Below are 22,656 nucleotides of genomic sequence, written 5' to 3'. Positions count from 1 at the left end.
CATAAGAACACCTAGCCCAAATGCTAAAATGCTGCCTGCACCCATATTTCCTTCCGCAAAAAGAAAATACAAAGGAATGCTTGTTGGACAAAATTGAATAATTCTATCCGAAATTCTTCCAATTTTATTAAGAGAGAATGAGAATCTGTTTTATTTGAAGGTTTTGCTTAAACTAAATTCTCTTTGGAGAGTGTGAGTAATAATAAAAAATATTTGGAATTTCATTAAGAATCCCAAGTGGGATTTCTTAATTATTGTAGTGTATAAAGTGTGTTTTTGCCTTCTTGATAGCTTAGGATTTGGAAAGTTCCTTGATCAGAAACTAGCAAACTTCTAGCATTTGTAATTGTTTGCGGATAACTGATAGTTTTTGTGATGCTCTCACTTTTTGGATCGATAACAACAATTACATTGTGATTTTTACTAAGTGCGTAAAGCTCTCCTTTGTGATAAACCATAGAAGTGATGTATAAATCCCCTAGAGTTTTTCCTTCTTTGAGTTTTGCGTTTGGAATAAATTCTGCAGAAAGCGTTCTATCTTTTAATGAGAATTTACTAATAACAAGCGTTTTAGCATTTTTATTGTTTGGTGTTGTTGCTAGATAGAAATATTTGCCATCACTTGCCATACTTGCAACATGGAAAAACTTTGATCTTACTGTATCTAAACGTCCTCTTCCTAAGCCTTCACCTTGCCCTTCAAATTTATCTGCACCTTTGATGAAGTCTGCGTATTGTTTAACTTCAGACGCATTTGGATTTTGTTGGAATCGTAAAAAGGATTTGTTAGAACCCATTAAAATATATTTGTTGTCCATATAAGGGATAATACCGATGATTGGATCAATTGTTGCTGAAAAATAAGGATCTAATTGAAAACTTGATTTTTCTTTAAAATTATCATCTAAGAAAGCAACATCAAATTTTGAGCTTGCAACATATTCACCATAAATGTAATTTAGGGTGTTGATAGGTTTTGAAAATTCAATATCTTTGCTTGTTGCAACTTTTAATGTTTCATCAACATTTAAAGGAGCATTATTGCTATCATTGTCAAATGCTATTCCTAATTTTTGGCTTGCAGGTGCAAATGCGTAATCAGGGGCTTTAACATCTCTTGCGCCAAGAAATGAAAATCCTTTTAATTTACCATTCCAATAATCAGTGGACCAAATAATGTATTTAGGATTTAAACTAAATCTTACTGGATCGCCTTGTCCTGCATAAGGTGGAATCCCAGTGCTTACAAAAGCTTGAAAAACATTAGAAGCAATAATAAATGTCGTAATAAGCACAGCCATAAATGAGAATTTTGTCCATTCTCTAATTTTTTTACCCGCCATTTCTGTGTCAAATTCTCCAAATTTTGGAGCAAATGCAAAAATTACACCTAGCAATAAAACAACCGCCCAAAACACAACTTCTGCCCAAAAATAAGTATGGATCCCAAAAACAGCTAGCCCAAATCCTTGATCCAGATCTCGCATAGCGTGATTTCCAAAATGTGCAAGAGATTGATATAATCCAAACGCAGTAACAATTAATAGTGCAGAAACATATTTGCCCTTAATGCCATATCTAATAATGAAAAACGCAATCACGCCGATATAAATCATTGCTTGGCGTTGTCCCCAACATAATGTGCAAGGACTATCTCCTAGCATATAACCAAACACAATATTTGCAATACCTACAGGTAATAAAATAATTAAAAACCCTGCTAAACACATAAGTGTATAGAAATTTTTTGCTTTTACATTTTCTGTCATTGTTCAGCCTTTAAAGATTCATATTTGTAAGCAGTGCACTTGATTTGTGCGCAATGTAAAGCACAATCATAATTACCCACGAAATCATTACAAGATTAAACGCCAATTTTTCTTTTTCTGGTTTTTTGATGATTAAAATCATCGCAATTAAAACCATTAGAAGTTCTAAAAACTCCATAGCGACTCCTTAAAATTAATGTTGATAAATATCACATGAGGCGGAATTCTAGCGAAGAGTCTATTCTTAGAGTGTTAATTTTTTAAATTAAGAATAATTATTAAGAATAATATAATTTAAAATACTTCATAAAGGGAGTTTGCTTTTGCCATCCATTTTTCTAATTCTTGCCATTTTTCTTCTTGAATTAGAGATTTTGCAAAGGACATTTCTTGCTCAAAGAAATCAATGGATTTTAGGAGTTCTGTGCGGTTTTGTTTGGAAATATCACTCCACATTCTAGGAGAGCTTTTAGCAATTCTTACCATACTCTTAAAACCCCCGCCAGCAAGTGCTAGAATATCTGTTGGATTTTGTTGAGAGAGCACAGTGTTTGCAAGGGCGTAGCTAATAATGTGGGGTAGGTGGCTAATAAAAGCGGCGTGGTTATCGTGTGCTTTGGAATCCATTTTAATAATATGCATTTTTAGAGTAACAAAAATTTCTTTTGCCATTGCAACTTGCAATTCTCCACTTTGTTCTAAATCTGTTAAAACGACAATGTGATTAGGTAAAAGTTCTTTAAAAGCAGCTTTTGGTCCAAAATTTTCTGTCCCACTCATAGGGTGGGCGCAGACGAAGTTTTTGCGAATTTCTTTGGGAATATTTGTTGCAATTAAATGTTTTGTGCTACCTAAATCGATAATGGTGCAATGTGGAGCAATACCTACAAGGTCTGGAAGTAAATGTAAAATTGCTTCAACTGGAGTTGCTAAAAAAATCACATCACAATGTTTGATTTCTTCCAAATTTACACCCTCATCAACAAGTCCTAAAGAAAGTGCTTGTTGCAAATGAATAGGATTATTATCTAATCCTACAATGCTTTTAAACATTTGAGTTTCTCTGAGTGCTAGCCCTAAAGAGCCTCCTATTAATCCTAGTCCAATAATTCCTGCTTGCATTTTTTACCTTATTTGTTAGAAAAATTGTCTGCATTATAATATTGTTTTTATCTATAAAAGGTTAGAATCACGTGATTTTTTAAATAAATTTTTTGTGAAGTAAGGTTTTTAATGCGTTTTCCTAAGTCTTTATCGTCTTTACCTTTGGGATTACTTCTTTCGGTGGGGGCGAATGCTGCAAGTTTGCCAACAATTAAAGAAGTGCGTTATGAAGGATTAAATTATATTTCGCCCTTGATTGCTAATGAAATTGCGAAAGTGCGTATAGGAGAGCCTTTAGATATTAATCACGTGGATGCTTCAGTGCGTGATTTTTATATGCAAGGATATTTTAAAGATATTTGGATTACTGAAGAAAATGGAATCCTAACTTATCATTTTGTAGAAAAGCCAGTGATTGCAAGTTTAATTGTTAGTGGTTATGGCGCAGGAAAAGAGCAGCAACAGCTTGATAAAGAGATTGGCTTAAAAAAGGGCGATGTGTATGATGAGAATAAAATTGTAAATGTGCGTCGTCAGATTGTTCGATTGCTCGAAACGCAAGGTTATTATGACAGTGTAGTTGAAGTAAAAACAGAGGAAATCTCTAAAAATGCGCTCAAAGTTACCTTGGAAATTAATAAAGGTGAGAATATTATCATTCAAGAAGCTAATTATTATGGAAGAGATAATATATCTGTATCGCGCATTGAAGCAGCAACTGCGAATAAAGAAAAAGATTTTATTGGTTGGATGTGGGGATTTAATAATGGGAAGTTGCAAGTTAATGAACTAGAGTCTGATCGCTTAAGAATCCGTGATTTATATTTGCAAAAAGGGTATTTAGATGCTGATGTTACTACTCCATTTTTAAAAACGGATTTTACAACTTATAATGCGGTTTTAGATTATCATATTAATGAAGGTGAGCGTTATAAGGTTTCTGAGATAGAAATTGTTCTAGAAGAAGACGTCATTGAGCTAGAAAAACTTTATGATGGGCTTAAGCTTAAAGGAGGAAAAGTTTATAATGTCGCAAAAATGCGCGATGATATAGAATCCATCCGTTATAGAATTGGAGATTTAGGTTATGCGTTTGTGCGTGTAACTCCTGATTTAGATAAGAATCAAGAGAATGGAAAGGTTAGGCTTATTTACTATGTGCAACCAGGTAGAAAAGTGCGTGTTAAAGATGTTGTTATCTCTGGAAATAATAAAACACTAGATAGAGTAGTGCGCAGAAATGTGCTTATAGCTCCTGGAGAAGAATATGAAATGAGTAAGATTAAGCGTTCTAAAAATGCTCTTATGAGAACAGGAAATTTTGAGAGTGTTGATATTCAAGAAGAGCGTGTTGATGAAGAAAATGTTAATTTGCTTGTTAAAGTTAAAGAGGGGAAAACAGGGGAGTTTGCCTTTGGTTTGGGATATGGAAGTTATGATGGTTTAATGGGAAGTGTTTCTGTCAAAGATCGTAATATTTTTGGGACAGGATTAACAGCAGGAGTTTATTTGGATAAAAGTGAAGTTTCTACAGCTTATCGTTTAAATCTTTACAATCCAGCTGTTTTAGATACGGATTATTCTTTAGGAACAGATGTTTATCAAAGTGATTATGAAAGTTATGACTATACAGAAACCTCTACTGGATTTAGTGTTGTTGGCGGAAGAAGGATTTGGGAAGATTTAGAATTGACACTTGGATATACTTTTCAAGAGACAAAATTGAGTGATTTTGATAGTAAATCATTAGAAGAGCTTTATCGTAGATATTATTATCCTGGAACCTATGTAAAATCCTCCATAATTCCTGGTTTTAGTTTTGATAATACCGATGCATATCTTTTTGCTAAAAATGGGATTAGGGCATCTGGAAATATAGAATATGCTGGAGTTGGAGGAGATGCAGAATTTATCAAATACCAAGGAAGTTACAATTTTTATAAATCTATTGAAGAATGGGTGGATATTGATTTAATTTTTAGATATCGCGCAAGAGCTGGTTATGTACAAAGTGAGGGATATTTGCCAATCAGCGAAAAGTTTTATTTAGGAGGCATAAATAGTGTGCGTGGATTTGAAAGTCGTTCTATTACTCCAAGGGATAAATTTGGCTTAAGAATTGGTGGAAAGCAGTATTTTTATAATACTGCTGAATTAAGCTATAACCCTTTTGAAACTATACAGATGCGTTTTACAGCATTTTATGATTATGGAATGATTGGAAATAAGAATATTAATGATATGCGGCGTAGCTCTGTTGGTTTAGGAATTGAGTGGGTATCTCCAATTGGTGTGATTAATTTTATTTTTCCAAGAGCATTGGATGATAAAAAAGGTGATGAAACTTCATCGTTTGAATTTTCAATGGGGCAGAGATTTTAATGTCAGAATCTTTACAAGAAGTTTTTGTTAGAAACTCTAAAGAAAAAAATGCAATTGTTAAGACAAAATTACCACGTGTGAGTGCAGATGAGATTTTGCACTTAATGCAATATGCCCCCTTAAAAGAGTTAGGAGAGCGTGCCTTAGAAATTAAGCGTAAATTGCATACTGATCGTTTGACAACTTTTGTTGTAGATAGAAATATTAATTATACAAATATTTGTTGGGTGGATTGTAAGTTTTGTGCATTTAAAAGGCGTGTTAATGAAGAAAATACTTATATTCTAAGTTTTGAAGAGATTGATCAAAAAATTGAAGAACTTTTGGCTATTGGTGGTACGCAGATTCTTTTTCAAGGAGGCGTGCATCCAAACTTAAAAATAGAATGGTATGAGGATTTAGTTAGTCATATTGCAAAAAAATATCCACAAATTACAATTCATGGCTTTTCTGCTATTGAGATTAATTACATTGCAAAAATTTCTAAAATCTCTATTGCTGAAGTGTTAGAAAGACTTCACAAGTGTGGGCTTGCTTCAATTCCTGGTGCTGGTGCGGAAATTTTAAGCGATAAAGTGCGTGATGTGATTGCTCCTAAAAAACTAGATTCTGATGAGTGGATTGAAGTGCATAAGGAAGCACATAAACTTGGGATTAAAAGCACAGCCACAATGATGTTTGGAAGTGTTGAGAGCAATGAAGATATTGTGGAACATTGGGAAAGAATCCGTAATCTTCAAGATGCAACAAATGGTTTTAGAGCGTTTATTTTATGGAGTTTTCAACCTGCTTTTACACCTTTACAAAAAGAGATTCCAAACTTACATAAGGCATCTTCAAATCGTTATTTGCGTCTGCTTGCTTGTAGTAGGATTTTTTTGGATAATTTTCAAAATATCCAAAGCAGTTGGGTTACACAGGGATCATATATAGGACAATTAGCTTTATTATTTGGAGCAAATGATTTAGGAAGCACGATGATGGAAGAAAATGTTGTATCTGCAGCAGGAGCTAAAAATTCAATGAATCAGCAAGAAATGATTCATTTAATCCGTGATGTAGGGGAATTTCCGGCAAAAAGAGACACAGCTTATAATATTTTGGAGCGGTTTTGAAAAGAATCATTGTATTATTACTTAGTTTTTTTATGGTAAAGGGGACTTTAATGGCAACTGAAATGAAGAGTTTGCAGGTTAATGGTGTTAAGATTCCGATAATTTTTGAGCAAAATACGCAATTACCTCTTTTTTATGTGCAGCTTGTCTTTAAGGGTGCTGGTGGTGTTAGTAATGGCAAAAATTTAGGATTAGCCGATATTACAAGCTCTCTTTTAAATGAAGGCACAAAAAAGCTAGGTGCAACAAAATTTGCGCAAAAGTTGGAAGAAAAAGCACTTTCCTTAAGTGCAGGAAGCGGCTTAGAAACTCTAAGTTTCACACTTAGTGGAATGCAAAGTATGCAAAAAGATGGAATCTCTTTTTTAAAAGCTTTGCTTGAAGACCCTAATTTTACACAATCTACTCTCAATAAAGTTAAGGAAAATGCTTTAATTGCTATTTTAGAGAAAGAAAATGATTATGACTATCAAGCAAATCGCTTATTGCAATCTCTTCTTTTTAAGGGAACTGCGTTGGAGTATCCTTTAAGCGGAACACAAGAATCTATTGCAAAGATGACATTGGGAGATGTGGAGAAATTTTATAAAAGCCATGTGAATTTAGAATCGTTAATTTTAGTTGTGGGTGGAGATGTGGATTTTAATGTAGTTTCTAAGGACTTAGAGACAGCTTTAAGCAAGCTTCCAAAAGGCAAAAAACAAATCATTGCAAAAAGAGAAGCAAATCACTCTAAATCTTATCAACGCACATTAAAAGATACACAACAAGCCTACATTTATTTTGGTGCGCCTTTAAAGGTTGAAAATTTACAAAAAGAGTTAGCTTATATTAAGGTGGCTTCTTTCGTGCTTGGGGGAAGTGGGTTTGGTAGTCGTATGATGGAAGAGGTGCGCGTGAAAAGAGGATTAGCTTATTCTGCTGTAATGCGGCTTAATGCGACAAATAGACAAGCTTACGCATTAGGATATTTGCAAACAAGTTTAAAAAATGAAAAAGAAGCACAAAAAATTGTTGTGGAAGTGGTTAAAGAGTTTGTAAAAAAAGGAATCACACAAGAAGAATTAGATGAAGCAAAACGCTATTTGCTAGGCAGTGAGCCATTACGCAATGAAACACTATCTCAACGCTTAGGCACAGCTTATATGAATCATTATGATGGACTCCCACTAGACTTTAATGCACAGGTTTTAAAAGAGATTTCTACGCTAAAACTTAATGAAATTAATGCGTATATTAAAACACATAAAGAGATAGAAGACTTAACTTTTGCCATAGTGAGTGCTGATACAGAAAAATAATGACATTAGAGTTTTGGCAAAAATATGGCAAAACGCCTTTTGAGGCTATACTGCAAGCTTTGCCAAAGAGTTATACAAATACTTTTTTAAGTGAAAATTTAGAAGTTGCACAAAATGCGGTGCTAGAGGTTGAAGTTTTAAATTTTAAATGGGCTTCTCCAGCGCGCGTGCTTTGCTATTCTTCAAAGTTTCAATGTGAGTTAGAGTTAATTATTTTTCACCCAAAGCCTTATCATAAAAATCAATTTAAGCCCAAAACCACACTCATTGTGAGTGGAAAAGTCCAAAAATATGGAATCTCTTTTTCGCTAATTCAGCCAAAAGTTCTCACAACAACTAATGTTATTATGCTAAATTTTGGTTCAAAAGGCGGCAAAGAACGCTCTCTTAGGGATTTTGGAGAATCTGTGGCTTTGGAATCTTTAAGGGAATTTTATCCTAATGTTCTGCCTATGATTTTAGAATCAATTTATAAGATTTATCACCCAGATTCCATATTTTTGAAAGATTTTAATGCAAATGGAGGTTATTTTGGGCATTATTTAGAAGCATTAAAGTTTATTGAAATCTATGAATATATGCGTCTTTTGCGTCAAAAAAAACGCCATTTTAAAGCTTTAAAACAATTAAATGGAGAGATAGATCAATGGATAAAATCTCTGCCTTTTACACTCACTCAAGGGCAATTAGGAGCGATTAAAGAGATACAACAATCCTTAAAAGGAGAGTTTGCTGCAAGGCGCGTGATTGTAGGAGATGTAGGTTGTGGTAAAACAATAGTGATTTTAGCCTCTGTATTAATTGCTTATCCTAACAAAAGCGTGTTAATGGCTCCAACTTCTGTGCTTGCAAAGCAGCTTTTTAATGAAGCACAAAAGTTTTTACCGCTAGAAGTGGGATTGCTAACACAAAATAGTAAAATTAATGTAGAGAATTGTGATTTTTTAATTGGAACACACGCTTTATTGTATCAAGATTTAAGCAATAAAGCTTTAGTAATGATTGATGAACAACATCGCTTTGGAACTGCACAAAGAAGTGCGTTAGAGAAAATGTTTAATACTGATTCAAAAAAAGCTCATATTTTGCAGTTTTCTGCAACTCCTATTCCACGCACACAAGCAATGATTGCTTCAAATTTTTTAGACTTTAGTTTTATTAAAGATGTGCCTTTTAGAAAAGATATTACAACACGCATTATTCATCAGCAAGATTTCAAAGATTTGCTTGCGCATATTCAAGGAGAAATTCAAAAAGGCAACCAAATCATTATTGTCTATCCCTTGGTAGAAGAGAGTGAAGCATTAAACTATACAGCACTAAAAGATGGAGAAATATTTTGGAGAAAGCATTTTGATGCAGTGTATAGCACGCACGGAAAGGACAAAAATAAAGAGAGTGTTTTAGAAGAATTTAGAGAAAAAGGGAGCATTTTGCTTGCAACAACAGTGATTGAAGTTGGAATCTCATTGCCAAATTTAAGCACGATTGTGATTGTTGGGGCGGAGAGATTGGGGCTTGCAACTCTACATCAGTTGCGCGGGAGAGTTAGTCGTAATGGTTTAAAGGGATATTGCTTTTTATTTACTAAGCAAAAGGTTACAGAACGCTTGGAGAAATTTTCAAAAACTCAAAATGGTTTTGAAATCGCACAACTTGATTTAGAATATCGCAACAGTGGAGATTTGTTAAGTGGAATCCATCAAAGTGGAAAGCAATTTAATTGGATAGATCTAAGCAAAGATGAAAAGATTATAAAACTAGCAAAAGAAGCGTTAAACCACACTTCTAGTGTTTAGATAGAGATTAACCTCTATCTTTTAAACCTAACTTTTCAATCAAGCTTGCATAGCGTTTAAAATCTGTGCGTCTTAAATAAGAAAGCAAACCTTTTCTTTGAGAAACAAGCTTTCTTAGACCTAAACGGCTTGAATGGTCTTTCTTGTTGATTTTTAAATGCTCTGTTAAGGATTTGATTCTATCGCTAAGCAAAGCAACTTGAACTTCTGTGGAACCTGTGTCTTTAGGATTTCTAGCAAAAGCAGAAACAATTTCTCTTTTTTTCGCCGAATCTTGAGCCATTGGTGACCTCCTGATTGGTATAAAATTAAAAGCCGAAATTCTAGCATAAAAAAGTAAAAATCCGCTAAAATTCTATAAACTTCTTGATTTTATGGGGTAAAAACTACTAAAATTACGGACTAATTTTGTTTTTTGGAGTAGATTTGGCAGTAGCAGAGAAAAAAACTTCGCTTCTTGGTAAAATTGCACCCTTTTTGGGGTTTTTGACCGGCTCAAAAGATTTAACGGTTGTCTTTTTTATTGTGGCGATTTTAGCAATTATTATTGTTCCGCTCCCTAGTGCTTTGTTGGATTTTTTTCTTGCAATTTCTATTGCGCTTTCTGCTTTGATTATTTTGATTGCTTTATATGTGAAAAAACCCACAGATTTTTCTGCATTTCCTACGCTTTTGCTAATTATTACGCTTTTTAGGCTTTCTTTAAATATTGCGACAACAAGAATGATTTTAAGCAATGGGCATTTAGGACCTGAGGCTGTAAGTGATATTATTACTGCATTTGGGCAGTTTGTTGTTGGCGGGAATTATGTTATTGGAATCATTTTGTTTATAATTTTAGTGATTATTAACTTTATGGTTGTAACAAATGGTTCTACAAGGGTTTCAGAAGTTAAAGCAAGATTTACGCTTGATGCAATGCCGGGTAAGCAAATGGCAATTGATGCGGACTTAAATTCGGGCGTTATTGGACAAGATGAAGCAAAGGCAAGGCGTGATGCTCTAGGAGCGGAGGCGGATTTTTATGGCTCTATGGACGGAGCTAATAAGTTCGTAAAAGGTGATGCTATTGCTGGGATTATTATCACGCTTATTAATATTATCGGCGGATTTTTAATTGGTGTGTTTCAGCGTGATATGACTTTAAGCGATGCAGCGGCTACTTTTACGATTCTAACTATTGGCGATGGACTTGTTTCACAGCTCCCCGCACTTATTGTTTCTACTGCAACAGGTATTATTGTAACACGCTTTAGTAAGGAGGGAGATAATTTTGCTTCTGGGATTATTGATCAGTTAATTAATGAATCAAAAACTCTATTGATTGTGGGCTGTATTTTGCTTCTTTTTGCGATGGTCCCGGGATTGCCAACACTATCTTTAGGTTTTGTGGGGTTATTGTTTTTGGGGCTTTCTTTGCTTTTAAGCAAGCAAAAAGAAGGCGAAGTTTGGAAATATGTGGAATCTCTTTTGAAAAAAATCAAAAAAGAAGACAAAACAAAACTTCAAGATGGTATTGATGTTGAGAATTTACCGCAACGCAAAGCCGCACAAGAAGCTGCAGCTAAAGCTGCACAGCAATCTCCAAAAGAGAGTGAAGAAGAACGCAGAAAGCGTGATGAAGCAGAAATTGATAATGCGTTAAAAGTGAAGATTTTGCGCGTTGAACTTGGGTATCAGTTGATTAAATTTGCAGATCCTGCGCAAGGTGGAGAGCTTGTTAATAAAATCCGTCAAATCCGTAAGGCAATGGCAACAGAATATGGAATCCTAGTGCCTATGGTGCATTTAAGAGATAATTTGGATTTAGAGCCTAATGTGTATAAGATTTTGCTCAAAGAAATTGAGATTGGGCAAGGGAAAATTATGATGGATAAATATCTTGCAATCGCCTCTAGTGGCTTTGCAGGAGAGCTTCAAGATGGAATACCAACAAAAGAGCCAGTCTTTGGATTAGATGCTTATTGGGTTGATGAAGATAAAAAAGAAGACGCGATTATTGAAGGTTATACAATTATTGATGGTGCAACAGTGATTAGCACGCATATTCAAGAGCTTATCAAACGCTATGCTGAAGAATTATTGACGCGTCAAGAAGTGCATAATTTACTAGGTAAGCTAGGGCAGGATTATCCGGTTCTTGCAGAAGAAATTAAAGGCGTTGGTGTAGGAACAATTCAACATATTTTAAAAGAATTGCTGCACGAACAAATCCCTATTAAGGATATGTTAAGTATTGCTGAAGCTATTGCTGATGGCTATCCTGCATATAAGAATGATTTGCCAACACTTACAGAATATGTTAGAGCATGCTTAAAACGCCTAATTACACATAATTTTCAAAATGATGATGGGACATTGCGTTATTTTGTCCTCTCGCCAACTTTGGAGCAGTTTTTGTTAGAACGCTTGCCAGAAGGTCAGAAAATGGGGCAACGCTTACGCTTAAGTCCGACAGAATCACAAAGTTTAATAGATGCCATTAATGTTGCACAAGAAAAAGGAGCTTCTTTAGGGGCTGTACCAACAATCATTGGTGGAATTCCAATGGTGCTTAGAAAGCCTTTAGCAACTTTTATGGAGCAATATAATTTTGGGCGTAATATGATTGCTTTAAGTGTGGCGGAGATTGATTATCAGGCGAAATATGAAATTTTAGGTGCAGTGGATTTTCCAATTTAGTAAGGCAATAGAGTATGGAAGTGTATCATTTATCGCATATTGATTTAGATGGTTATGGCTGTCAAATGGTAAGCAAAGAGATTTATAGACAAGCATTTAAAGATTGCAAAATGTCTTTTTATAACGCAAACTATGGCAAAGAAGTTGGCGCGCGCTTAGAACAGATTTATAAAGGAATCAAAGCGCAGAGCATTGGGAGTAAAGCACATATTTTAGTAAGTGATTTAAATTTGAGCTTTGAAGAATGTGAGCGACTTATGCAGGCTGTGCTAGAGCTTAATCTTAGTGGATTTAGCGTAACTTTTGAACTTTTAGACCACCATAAAAGCGGACAAGAATGTGCGCAAAAATACTCTTGGTATGTGTTAGATACAAAGCGTTGTGCGACAAAAATCGTTTATGATACGCTTTTAATGCGTTATGGAGTTTGCGATTCTATAAAGGCTTGGCTAGAACCTATGGTTGAGATGATAAATAGTATTGATTTATGGCTTGAAAATGGGTTTGCCTTTGAATTTGGTAAAGTAGCAATGCGCTTAATTGTAGAGGCAAAAGAGTTAAATCGCTTTATGTTTGATGATGAAGATAGAGAATATAAACTAGCGTTATTGCGTGAGTCTGCAAAGTTTCTTGTGCAAAATAATGGACATATTTTATTGGATAATGCAGTCTTAGAGATGAAAAAATGCTTTTTAAAGGGTAGTTTGTTGAGTGATACACTAGATAATCTTGCATCAAAGCATCAAAGTGAGCTTTTAGCGCAAAAGGCGGAATTTTGTAGTGTGTATTGGGGAGAATATCGGGGGTTTTTGAGTTATAGTATTGGAAATATTTCAGTGCTAGCAAATTTATTTTTAAAAAATAATCCACAATTTGATTTTTTTATGGATATTAGTGCTAGGGGAAATGTAAGCTTGCGCGCAAATAATGCTTGTGATGTGAGTTTGCTAGCAAAGCAGTGTTTTAATGGTGGCGGACATCCAAATGCAAGCGGTGGGAAGATTGAGAATTTTAAAGAAAGCTTTGTGTATGCTGATATTAAGGCTTGCGTGCAAAGTATTTTAGAGGAACTTTAGAATTTAGGAGTTAATGTATGGAAAAAATTAAAGCTTTAGAAGAAGAAATTGAAGAATTATCTATTCAACTTAGCGATATGTTGTGCGTGGCGTTGCTTTTAAGTGGAGTTAAAGAAGAAAAGATTCAAGATGCATTAGACGCTTATATTGATAATCTTGATGATGAGAGTGTGGAATATGGGACAAGAGAGATTTTGCAAAATCTCCAGAATCTAAAAGCCACACACCCAGCATTGTTTCATAAGGACAAAGCTTGCAAGTAAAGCGTGTTGCAATTTTATTCAGTGGAAATGGAAGCAATTTAGAAGCATTAATTAAATCTTTGCATAACAAGTCTTTTTGCGTTCAACAAGGAGTAAATTGGCAAGGCGAAGCAAAAGAGTTTTTAATAGGTGGAATCACAAAATCATTTGTAGAGTGTGAAGAGTGTATTAAAGAAGCATTTAAAGTAGAGGTTGTGTTAGCACTTAGTAACAAAAAGGATGCTTATGGTTTGGTGCGTGCTAAAAGTCTTGGGATTCACACGCAAATTTTAGAAAGCAGTGCCTTTAAGGATAGAGTAGAGTTTGATAAAGAGCTCGTTGCAATTTTAAAACCTTTAAAATTAGATTTATGTGTTTTAGCGGGTTTTATGCGGATTTTAACCCCTATTTTTACAAATGCAATCAAAGCGATTAATATTCATCCATCACTTTTGCCACTTTTTAAAGGAGCGCATGGGATTGTGGAATCCTATCAAAGTCAAATGAAGCTCGGGGGAGTTAGCGTGCATTATGTAAGCAGTGAGCTAGATAGTGGGGAGATTATCGCGCAAGGTATTTTAATCAAAAAAGAAAAAGAGAGTTTGGAATCCTATGAAGAGCGCGTGCATAGGTTAGAGCATTATCTTTATCCTTTAGCGGTGTTAGAGGTATTAGTGTGAGTTTTCCTAAAATTAGTGTTTGTATGATTGTTAAAAATGCGGAATCCACTTTAAAGGAGTGCTTAGAATCACTAGGGCGTTTTGATGAGATTATCCTAGTGGATAATAAAAGCACAGATAATACACTACAAATCGTACAAGAGTTTAATGGAACTTATCAAAATCTAAAAGTCTTTGAAAGCGAATTTATCGGTTTTGGAGCATTAAAAAATTTAGCATTAAGCAAGACTAGCAATGATTGGGTGTTTAGTATTGACGCAGATGAGGTGCTTGATAGAGATGTATTTAAAGAGCTTGAAAGCTTACAATGGAGTGAAAATTTAATTTTAGCAATGCCTAGAAAAAATCTATATCGTGGAGAATGGATTAAGGCTTGTGGTTGGTATCCAGATTTTGTCAATCGGATTTTTAATAAAACACATACGCAATTTAATACAAATTTAGTGCATGAAAGCTTAGAGATGCAAAAGGACACGCAAATTGTGCAATTAAAAAATGGTCTTTTACATTATGCTTATAATGATATAGAAACTTTACTTGTAAAAATGCAGCATTATTCCACGTTATGGGCAAAGCAGAATCTACACAAAAAAAGTTCAATGTTTAGGGCAGTTTTACACGGGGGTTTTAAGTTTGTGCGCGATTATTGTTTTAAAAAAGGATTTCTATATGGCTATAAAGGCTTTATAATTAGTGTTTGCAATGGACTTGGAGCGTTTTTTAAATACGCAAAACTTTATGAATTGCAATGCAAAACATCACCAAAAAGTGTGAGTTTGATTATCACAACTTATAATCAAAAGAAGCGTTTAGCGTTAGTTTTAGATTCCATTAAAGAGCTTGAAATGTTGCCTAATGAAGTGCTTATAGCAGATGATGGCAGTGATGAAGATACAAAGGAGCTAATAGAATCCTATCAAGTGGATTTTCCTTGCGTGTTAAAGCATATTTGGCAAGAAGATAAAGGATTTAGAGCTTCTAAGAGTCGGAATAATGCTTTTAAGGAAGCAAGTGGAGAGTATATTATTATCATTGATGGTGATATGGTGTTGGAATCACATTTTATTAAAGATCATTTACGCTTTGCAAAACCTAAGCAAATTTTGCAAGGTTCAAGGGTGATTTTAGACCCTAAAAGGACAGATAATGTAATAGAGCAAGGAGTTTGTAAAGTCAAAGAATATAGAGGCTTGAAATCTAGGCGTTGCAAGCTATTTTCTTATTTAATATATGCAAATTCAAGTATTTCAAAAGATTTTTTTAAAACAAGGGATTTTATTAAAGGGATTAGGAGTTGCAATATGAGCTTTTATAGGCGGGATTGTCTAGATATTGGAGGATTTAATGAGAAATTTATTGGTTGGGGGAGAGAAGATTCAGAATTTGTTGCAAGATTTTTATTTAATGGAGGGGAGTTTAGGAGATTGAAGTTTGCAGGGATTGCTTATCATTTGTATCATTTAGAAAATAATCGTGCAATGTTGGAATCTAATCATCAAATTTATCTTCAAACACTAAAAGAGCAAAAAACACAATGGAAGTAACTCAAAAAATCCTTTTAACCATTGGCGATATTACGATAAAAGGTGGAGCAGAACGCGTCGTAGTAAATTTAGCAAATGCGTTTGTAGAGCATGGCTTTGATGTTGAGATTCTAAGTTTTTATAAGGGCGGAGACAAAGAGTCTTATGCGCTAGATCCTAAAGTGAAACTTAGATATTTAAATGTAACTACAATGGATAATAAGCGTAAAAGTCTTTTGTATAGGTTGTTTTATAAAATTTATGAAAGTTATTGGCTAAATAGGCATTACAAGGATAAAGATTTTATTATTTTTAATAACTCTCCGCACTATCCTTTGTTTAAGTGTGAAAATACGCATTATGTAAAGATAATACACACAGCATCAAAAGGGCGTTATTTAGGGAGATATAACTTTTTTGATACGCTTGTGCTTGTGTCATCTGGAGAATTTGAGTTTTGGCAAAGGCATCATAAAAATGTTAGAGTGATTCCAAATTTCTTGTTTAATTGTCCAAAAGAACGCACAGATTATAGACAAAAATGTGTTATATCAGTTGGGAGAATGACAGATAATGACGAAAAGGGTTTTAAACGCCTTGTGGAAGTTTGGAATCTTGTATGTAGGCAATATAAAGATTGGAAATTATGTATTGTAGGCGAGGGGGAGAGTAGAGATGAGATTACGGCAAAAATTAAAGAATATCAACTTGAAGATTCTGTGATTTTAGAGAATTTTACAGATAAAATTAGTGAGAAATATCTAAGCTCTAGCGTATATGCGATGACAAGTTATGCGGAGGGCTTTGGTATGGTATTGGTTGAATCTGGTGCTTACGGATTGCCTTGTGTGGCATTTGATGTTTTATCAGGTCCTAGGGATATTATAGAAGATAAGCAAAGTGGGTTTTTAATCCCTAATGGAGATTTACGAGAATATGCGAAACAATTAGCGCATTTAATGGGTAAAGAGAGTTTGAGAGAGAAAATGGGAGAGTATGCAAAACAAAGGGTAGCAAAAAAATTTTCTAAAGAAGTAGTAATGCAAGAGTGGGAGAAGTTTTTTAGAGCAGTTGATTAAATTTTTGTGTGCTAAATTTTTTAAAATTTCTTTTAATTTTTAAAGCCTTTAAAAGCACGCTTAAAGCCCCCTTTTTGTGTTTTCTAGCAAAAAGAATAATCTCTCCTAAAATACAGCATAGCCCAAAGAGATCCTTTGGGATTTTAGTTGTTAGATTTGCGTCATTTTCTGGTGTGTGAATTAAGGTTTTTAGAGCAAAATATCCTGTGAATTTTGAAGAGAGTTTAAAGACTTCAAAGCCTAAAGAGGCGAAGTGCAAATACTCTTTAATGGAAGTTTTGGATTCTAATAATTCTTGATTAAAACTTGGCGTAATTGTTGCATAATGCCACCAAATGTCGTTGATGTTTTCTTCTTTGCTATTGACATAGCTTTGTAAAAATTTCCAAGGTTTTTCACCATAGTGAATAATTTTTGGATTTCTATAACTTTGCATAAACTCCTCTCTAGTGCAGTTTAAACGATATTTTTGCTCATCTTTACAAATCGCAATACAAAAGCTAATAGAAGAAAAATTATAGGCAATAGGAAGTTTTAAAAGCTTATCTTGCGGGATTGTAGCATTTAGTAAGTCTTGGTCGGCAGCTTTGATGTAATAGCATTTTTTAGCAAGATCTTCACATTTTTCTTGAATTTTATGTTGTTTGTAGTTTAGTGTGTTAATGAGTAAAAAGCCAGAATTAAAATAATCATCGTTAAAGTTAAAAGTTGTTGTTTTGCCATTTTCTTTGTATTTGATTTTGCGCTTTTTAGTGCCCGGATCATTGATGGCTGCTAGAATATAGTCTTTTAAATCTATGGCAAAAAGTTCTCTTAAATCACAAAGGCAAAGCATATCAGAGTCTAAATAAAGACATTTTGTAATAGAGTCATCGAGATAAAAATCTAATCTTAAGCGATAATATGGCAAATAATTACTATGTGCAGCACCAGAGATTGGGAAGTTTGCAAACTCTTTGTCATTTATGAGATGTGTTAGAATTTCGCAAGGATAGATCGCGTGAAGAGCGTTTTGGAGTTCTTTTAGTTTCTTTTGAGTTGTGCTAGAGATAGAATTGCTTAGGATATGAAACACATAGCCTTCTTTGCAGTATTCTTTATTTTCTTGTTTGGATAAGGTGTTTAAATTCATATTTTGATAACTAGTAAAAGAGCTATTTTTAGGAGCTTTAAAGCCTTCTTTGTGGCAGAAGTCTTTAAAGCTTAATTTAGGGTTTGTCTTATAGATAATACTTGTGATTAAGACAGAGGTGTATTTGATATAATTTTCATCAGCACTTAAAATAATATGAAACATTGGAATCCTTTTTGTAAAAATTATAGCAGAATATGGTAGGATTTCAGTTTTTGAAGGTGATGTAGATGAAGACCATTCTTGTGATTTTAGGAACTAGACCTGAAGCGATAAAATTAGCTCCAGTTATTTTAGAGCTGCGTAAGGATTCTGCATTTAAAGTTTTGGTTTGCAATACAGAACAACAAAAAGAACTTTCAAATCAGACATTGGGGTATTTTGGAATTACGGCTGATTTTCGTTTGAATGTTATGTTGTCAAATCAGACTTTAGCCGGTGTTCAAGCAAGGATTTTGAATTCTTTAGCAGATCTTTATTGTAATAATCAAATTGATGCTACGATTATTCAAGGCGATACAATGAGTGCATTTTGTGGAGCTTTAGCGAGCTTTTACAAAAGGATTCCGATTTTTCATATTGAAGCTGGTCTTAGAAGCTATGATAATTTTGAGCCTTATCCAGAAGAAGCCTTGCGTCAAATGATTGCTCGCATTGCAGATTTGCACTTTGTTCCAACACAAAGAGCTTATATGGCTTTAGTTAAAGAAAATATCAAAGAAGAAAAGATATTTATTACTGGAAATACGGTTATTGATGCTTTAGAGTGTTTGTCAGATAGTGTTATAAAAAGGGCAGAAAAACATTTAAAAAATCTTCATATAGAACTAAATGATAAATTGGTTTTTATAACAGCACATCGCAGAGAAAACTTTGGGGAAAGATTGGAGTATATTTTATCGGCGATCATCGGGCTTGCACAAGAGTTTGGCGATCATCAATTTGTGTTTTCTGTGCATCCTAATCCAAATGTTTCTGATAGAGTTTTTGAGAGATTAAATGGGATTTTTAATGTGATTTTAACTAGTCCTTTAGATTATCCTGAAACAATTTGCTTAATCAAAAGTGCAAAGCTTATCTTAACAGATTCTGGTGGGATTCAAGAAGAAGCACCTACTTTTGGCACTCCTGTGTTGGTGATGCGTTATGAAACTGAACGCACAGAGGGGATTGAAGCTGGTTTTTCTAGGTTAGTTGGTGCTGATGAGTATAAAATCTTAAAAGAAGCAAGAGAGATTTTAAAGCAAGATAGAGAAAAAACACGCCTAAAGAGCAGTAGAAATCCCTATGGAGATGGAATGTCGGCATTAAGGATATATTTGGAAATTAGAAATTTTAAGGAGATGAAATGAAAATGATTCAAAAACTATTAGGCAGACTCAATGAGAGCAAAAGATTTGTTTTTTCTGAAAGAGAGTATAATCTAGTGTTAGATTTCTTTTTAAATTACCAGTCATTTAGAACATTGTATGACTGTTCTTTGCAAACTCAATTAGATATAGAAAAGTGCAAAAAATACAAAAAGATGCTATATAAAGATAGAAAACTTGGAATGTATTATTTTGGTGAAAATGCAGAACCGCAACCTTTTATGTTTGAATATATCAAAAAACTTATTCCAAATTTTTCTTATGATCTACATATAGCAGAAATCGGTCCTGGAAAATTCCCTATTGTTGCAGATAAAAAATATAAAAATTGGATAGGAGTTGATTATAATTTGCAAAATAATAGTGCGGGAGGGGGGGGGGACGAAATTATAAATTTTAATGGAAGAATTTGGGATGTAAATAATTATCCTACAAAAAATATTTATCAAGGATCATGGGAGAATTGTTCGAAGATAGAAAATATTCAAGATAGACTAAATGCCTTTGATTTTGTTATTAGCTCACATTCTTTTGAGCATGTTTTTGAGCCAATAAAATCCTTAAATAGCGCGGCAGAATTATTAAAGCCAAATGGTTATATTGTTCTTTTCGTGCCAGATGGTTTTTCAGATGATCCAGCATCAAGAAATGAAGTTACACATACACTGTATTTAGTGCCAGACATGATAAAAGAATTTTTTCAATACTCTGGAAAATATAAGAATTTAAAGGTTGAAGTATTTAGACCAAATTATGATTATGTAATTACAGCTCAAAAATTATAATTAACACAGAAAAGGGGCATAAAATGGAACATAGACTTTTTCAAAATAATGAATTTGATAAGATTTGGGATAAAATTGAAAAGAATGAAAATTTTGTATTATTAAGATATGGTGATGGTGAGTGTGCAATTATGTGCGGACGCAAGGTTACAGCACAGGAAGGTTGGCAATCTACAGATTATGTTTCTAAACTTGGAGAAGCATTGCTTGCTTCGTTAAATCTTGATGATGAAAAAGTTTTTTATGGAATCTCTTGTCCTTGTTGTGATATGAGTGCATATCTATGGTATATGACGAGAATAAGAAGTAGAAATATTACATTTTCTAATTTTTGGTCAAATGCAAATTATAAGAAATTTGAAGAAAAGTTTCCTACTTTACACAGAGATGTTGTATTGATTGCAAATTATAGAGCGAAAAATCGTAAAATAGGCAATTTAAATATCCTAAAACATTATGAAGTTAGTGATGATTGTATTGGCTTTTGGGAGAATGATGCAAAGCAAATGATTGAGCAAATAAAACAAGATTTTGGGTGCAGAAATGATTTGCTTTATGTTGTTGCAGCAGGTCCTATGAGTGAGCCTATCATTGTGGATTTGTTTCAAAACAATCCGAACAATTGTTACATAGATTTTGGCTCTGCGCTTGATACTTTTATTCATAATAAACAAACTAGACCTTATATGGATGTAACAAGTGATTATGCCAAACGCATTTGTTGGATGTATAATCCTAGAATGATTAATTTTGATGTCAGCGTGATTTTGACAGCATATAAAAAACCGTCAAATCTAAGATTGCAATTAGAAGCACTGAAGAATCAGAGTGTTAAACCTAAAGAGATTTTGTTATTTCAAGATGGGATAGATGAAGATTATAAAATCGTCTTTAATAAAGAATTATTGGATCATTTTGATGATGTGAAAATTTGCGATAAAAATTATGGAGTCTGGGAAAGGTTTGATTTTGCAAGAAAAAATGCAAAATCACAATATGTATGTGTTTTTGACGATGATACGATTCCAGGCTCAAGGTGGCTTGAAAATTGCCTAGTGCAAATGTGTGAAAAAGAAGGACTTTATGGGACAATCGGAATTGTTTTTGATGAGATGGAAAAATATCCTTATGACAAGTCATTTAGGGTTGGTTGGGATGGAAATTTGGATTATACAGCAAGAGTGGATTTGGTGGGACATAGTTGGTTTTTGAAAAGAAAATGGCTAGATTATTTATTTGAGAATACACAAAAATATTCAAATTTCAAAATTGTCGGTGAAGACATCACTCTGTCTTATAAATTAAAACAAAAAGGTATTAATACTTTTGTCCCACCACACCCTAAGGATCAGCAGGAACTTTGGGGTTCATTAAAAAAGTATGCAATGAAGTTTGGAGTAGACAACAATGCAATCTCAATGAACCCGCAAAATATACAGAAAATGAATATTTTTATACAAGAAATTATAAAAGATGGTTTTATGACCTTAAAACAAGAAGATATTAAATATTATTCTAAATTGCGCAAAGATTTAAAAAGAAAGTTCAGCATTGAGTTGTTACAGAAAATTTTTTCTATTAAAAATTCTTCTGATAAAAAATATAAAATTATTAGAATTTTTGGAGCCAAGTTTAGAATTTTAAAATAAATTAAATAAAATTAAGAAATTGGTTAATAATTCTTTTAGAGTAATTTTATATAAAAATAACGTTCAGAGTTATCTAAATCTTTAATTACGAGATTATCTGGGTCTACATTTGGAACATGTCTTGTAAAGAATTCTTTTGGACTAATAACTATCTTTTCTTTATTGTTCAAAAGAAATGCAGCCCACCAACTAAAAGTAGAATTTGATTTAATACTATGTTTGCAGCTTCGCATAAGCTCCATTTCTTCGATGGCATCGCCTTCACCATTACCTTCAACAAAGTCAAAAAATATGCCATTTGTGATTTTGGGATCAAGTGTTTGTAAAAAATGATTTTTGCACCATTGCATATCATTGCTAAAAATAAATATATGCGGTTTTTTTAATTTATCTTTTATAATTTTTAAGGCTTCATTATAGTAATTCGTTTGGCATAAATTTATAAATCCTGTATCACCTAGATAATCCCCGCGACGAACATGTAGAAAGCAAGAATTTTTTGTGGATAGAATATGGTTTTGTAATTTTTGATTATTTTGGCTTAATGGAGTTTTGAGAATAAAATCATTTTTTAATATTTGTTCAATGTCAATGAAATATTTTATATTTTGAAAATATCCCAAGAAATAAGCATTTATTTCAAAATTATTGTTTATAACATATTCAGGTGTTAGATTGGCATCTCTGTATATAGGAAATTTATATTTTTGTAAGCGATATTTTTTAGGCAAAAAATTATTAATTATTCTAGCGAACTGATTTTTTGGAATTTTAAAATCATAAACTATTGGCACAGTAAGATTAAAACGATCTATTTCAAATCTTCTTTGCGGAGTAATCCTTTTTAAATCTTGGTTATGATAATCAAGAAAGACTTGAGTGTTTTTTAATAAGCTAAGAGATTTTGCAAAAGCATAGCAAAACATTTGATTTCCTAATCCACCCATTAATCTTACAATCATTTTTGC

At 33.4% G+C, this 22,656-nt stretch carries 19 protein-coding genes; 13 read left to right on the top strand and 6 right to left on the bottom strand.

Annotated features, from left to right (window positions below):
• Nucleotides 1-251: 251 nt before the first annotated feature.
• From Q0358_RS07325 to Q0358_RS07315, 3 genes are all read right to left on the bottom strand, one after another.
• Nucleotides 252-1,769: a disulfide bond formation protein B gene (locus tag Q0358_RS07325; protein WP_299549523.1), complete on the bottom strand. Its 1,518-nt coding sequence runs from the start codon at nucleotides 1,767-1,769 to the stop codon at nucleotides 252-254.
• 10 nt (nucleotides 1,770-1,779) lie between these two features.
• Nucleotides 1,780-1,947 (bottom strand): hypothetical protein, encoded by a 168-nt coding sequence (locus tag Q0358_RS07320; RefSeq protein WP_006802172.1) that lies wholly within the window; start codon nucleotides 1,945-1,947, stop codon nucleotides 1,780-1,782.
• Between the two features lie 116 nt (nucleotides 1,948-2,063).
• The gene (locus Q0358_RS07315) at nucleotides 2,064-2,891 is read right to left on the bottom strand and encodes a prephenate dehydrogenase (RefSeq protein WP_299549518.1); all 828 of its coding nucleotides are present in this window, start codon (nucleotides 2,889-2,891) and stop codon (nucleotides 2,064-2,066) included.
• A 111-nt stretch (nucleotides 2,892-3,002) separates the two neighbouring features.
• Between Q0358_RS07315 and bamA the strand changes: the two genes are divergently transcribed.
• The 4 genes from bamA to recG are packed head-to-tail and all read left to right on the top strand — an operon-like array spanning nucleotide 3,003 to nucleotide 9,470.
• Nucleotides 3,003-5,255 carry an outer membrane protein assembly factor BamA gene (gene bamA, locus Q0358_RS07310; RefSeq protein ID WP_299549515.1) on the top strand — a complete coding sequence of 751 codons (2,253 nt, stop codon included), beginning with the start codon at nucleotides 3,003-3,005 and terminating at the stop codon, nucleotides 5,253-5,255.
• The gene (locus Q0358_RS07305) at nucleotides 5,255-6,370 is read left to right on the top strand and encodes a dehypoxanthine futalosine cyclase (protein WP_299549512.1); all 1,116 of its coding nucleotides are present in this window, start codon (nucleotides 5,255-5,257) and stop codon (nucleotides 6,368-6,370) included. The genes bamA and Q0358_RS07305 overlap by 1 nt, the downstream gene beginning before the upstream one ends.
• Before the next feature lie 50 nt (nucleotides 6,371-6,420).
• Nucleotides 6,421-7,671 carry a pitrilysin family protein gene (locus Q0358_RS07300; RefSeq protein WP_299549509.1) on the top strand — a complete coding sequence of 417 codons (1,251 nt, stop codon included), beginning with the start codon at nucleotides 6,421-6,423 and terminating at the stop codon, nucleotides 7,669-7,671.
• Nucleotides 7,671-9,470, top strand: a complete 1,800-nt coding sequence (gene recG, locus Q0358_RS07295) for an ATP-dependent DNA helicase RecG (protein WP_299549506.1) — start codon at nucleotides 7,671-7,673, stop codon at nucleotides 9,468-9,470. The genes Q0358_RS07300 and recG overlap by 1 nt, the downstream gene beginning before the upstream one ends.
• Before the next feature lie 7 nt (nucleotides 9,471-9,477).
• Here the strand turns inward: recG and rpsO are convergent, their stop codons facing one another.
• On the bottom strand, nucleotides 9,478-9,753 hold the full coding sequence (gene rpsO / locus Q0358_RS07290) for a 30S ribosomal protein S15 (protein WP_221531690.1): 276 nt from the start codon (nucleotides 9,751-9,753) through the stop codon (nucleotides 9,478-9,480).
• Between the two features lie 143 nt (nucleotides 9,754-9,896).
• Between rpsO and flhA the strand changes: the two genes are divergently transcribed.
• From flhA to Q0358_RS07260, 6 genes are read left to right on the top strand one after another with little or no spacing between them, the layout of a single operon-like run.
• Nucleotides 9,897-12,152, top strand: coding sequence for a flagellar biosynthesis protein FlhA (gene flhA, locus Q0358_RS07285; protein ID WP_299549499.1), 2,256 nt, complete (start codon nucleotides 9,897-9,899; stop codon nucleotides 12,150-12,152).
• A 14-nt stretch (nucleotides 12,153-12,166) separates the two neighbouring features.
• The gene (locus Q0358_RS07280; RefSeq protein WP_299549496.1) at nucleotides 12,167-13,228 is read left to right on the top strand and encodes a 3',5'-cyclic-nucleotide phosphodiesterase; all 1,062 of its coding nucleotides are present in this window, start codon (nucleotides 12,167-12,169) and stop codon (nucleotides 13,226-13,228) included.
• 17 nt (nucleotides 13,229-13,245) lie between these two features.
• Nucleotides 13,246-13,491, top strand: coding sequence for a hypothetical protein (locus Q0358_RS07275; protein ID WP_299549493.1), 246 nt, complete (start codon nucleotides 13,246-13,248; stop codon nucleotides 13,489-13,491).
• Nucleotides 13,482-14,150 (top strand): phosphoribosylglycinamide formyltransferase, encoded by a 669-nt coding sequence (locus tag Q0358_RS07270; RefSeq protein ID WP_299549491.1) that lies wholly within the window; start codon nucleotides 13,482-13,484, stop codon nucleotides 14,148-14,150. Before Q0358_RS07275 ends, Q0358_RS07270 begins: the two co-directional genes overlap by 10 nt.
• The gene (locus Q0358_RS07265) at nucleotides 14,147-15,694 is read left to right on the top strand and encodes a glycosyltransferase (protein ID WP_299549488.1); all 1,548 of its coding nucleotides are present in this window, start codon (nucleotides 14,147-14,149) and stop codon (nucleotides 15,692-15,694) included. Before Q0358_RS07270 ends, Q0358_RS07265 begins: the two co-directional genes overlap by 4 nt.
• Nucleotides 15,685-16,752, top strand: coding sequence for a glycosyltransferase family 4 protein (locus Q0358_RS07260; protein ID WP_299549485.1), 1,068 nt, complete (start codon nucleotides 15,685-15,687; stop codon nucleotides 16,750-16,752). The genes Q0358_RS07265 and Q0358_RS07260 overlap by 10 nt, the downstream gene beginning before the upstream one ends.
• Here the strand turns inward: Q0358_RS07260 and Q0358_RS07255 are convergent.
• The gene (locus Q0358_RS07255) at nucleotides 16,736-18,049 is read right to left on the bottom strand and encodes a glycosyltransferase family 8 protein (RefSeq protein ID WP_299549482.1); all 1,314 of its coding nucleotides are present in this window, start codon (nucleotides 18,047-18,049) and stop codon (nucleotides 16,736-16,738) included. The genes Q0358_RS07260 and Q0358_RS07255 overlap by 17 nt on opposite strands.
• A gap of 65 nt (nucleotides 18,050-18,114) precedes the next feature.
• Between Q0358_RS07255 and wecB the strand changes: the two genes are divergently transcribed.
• The 3 genes from wecB to Q0358_RS07240 are packed head-to-tail and all read left to right on the top strand — an operon-like array spanning nucleotide 18,115 to nucleotide 21,688.
• Entirely contained in the window at nucleotides 18,115-19,236 is a 1,122-nt protein-coding gene (gene wecB, locus Q0358_RS07250; RefSeq protein WP_299549478.1) for a UDP-N-acetylglucosamine 2-epimerase (non-hydrolyzing), read from the top strand.
• The gene (locus tag Q0358_RS07245) at nucleotides 19,233-20,039 is read left to right on the top strand and encodes a methyltransferase domain-containing protein (protein WP_299549475.1); all 807 of its coding nucleotides are present in this window, start codon (nucleotides 19,233-19,235) and stop codon (nucleotides 20,037-20,039) included. The genes wecB and Q0358_RS07245 overlap by 4 nt, the downstream gene beginning before the upstream one ends.
• A gap of 23 nt (nucleotides 20,040-20,062) precedes the next feature.
• A complete protein-coding gene (locus tag Q0358_RS07240; RefSeq protein WP_299549472.1) occupies nucleotides 20,063-21,688 on the top strand; it encodes a glycosyltransferase family 2 protein in 1,626 nt (541 codons plus the stop codon).
• Between the two features lie 35 nt (nucleotides 21,689-21,723).
• On the opposite strand, the gene Q0358_RS07235 is transcribed toward Q0358_RS07240, so the two are convergent.
• Complete coding sequence (locus Q0358_RS07235; protein ID WP_299549469.1) at nucleotides 21,724-22,650, bottom strand: alpha-1,2-fucosyltransferase; 927 nt, start codon at nucleotides 22,648-22,650, stop codon at nucleotides 21,724-21,726.
• Between the last annotated feature and the right edge of the window lie 6 nt (nucleotides 22,651-22,656).

It is taken from the genome of uncultured Helicobacter sp. (assembly GCF_937893305.1).
Lineage (GTDB): Bacteria > Campylobacterota > Campylobacteria > Campylobacterales > Helicobacteraceae > Helicobacter_D.
Note: the sequence above shows the minus strand (reverse complement) of the source record. Positions and strands in the feature narration are given on the sequence as shown.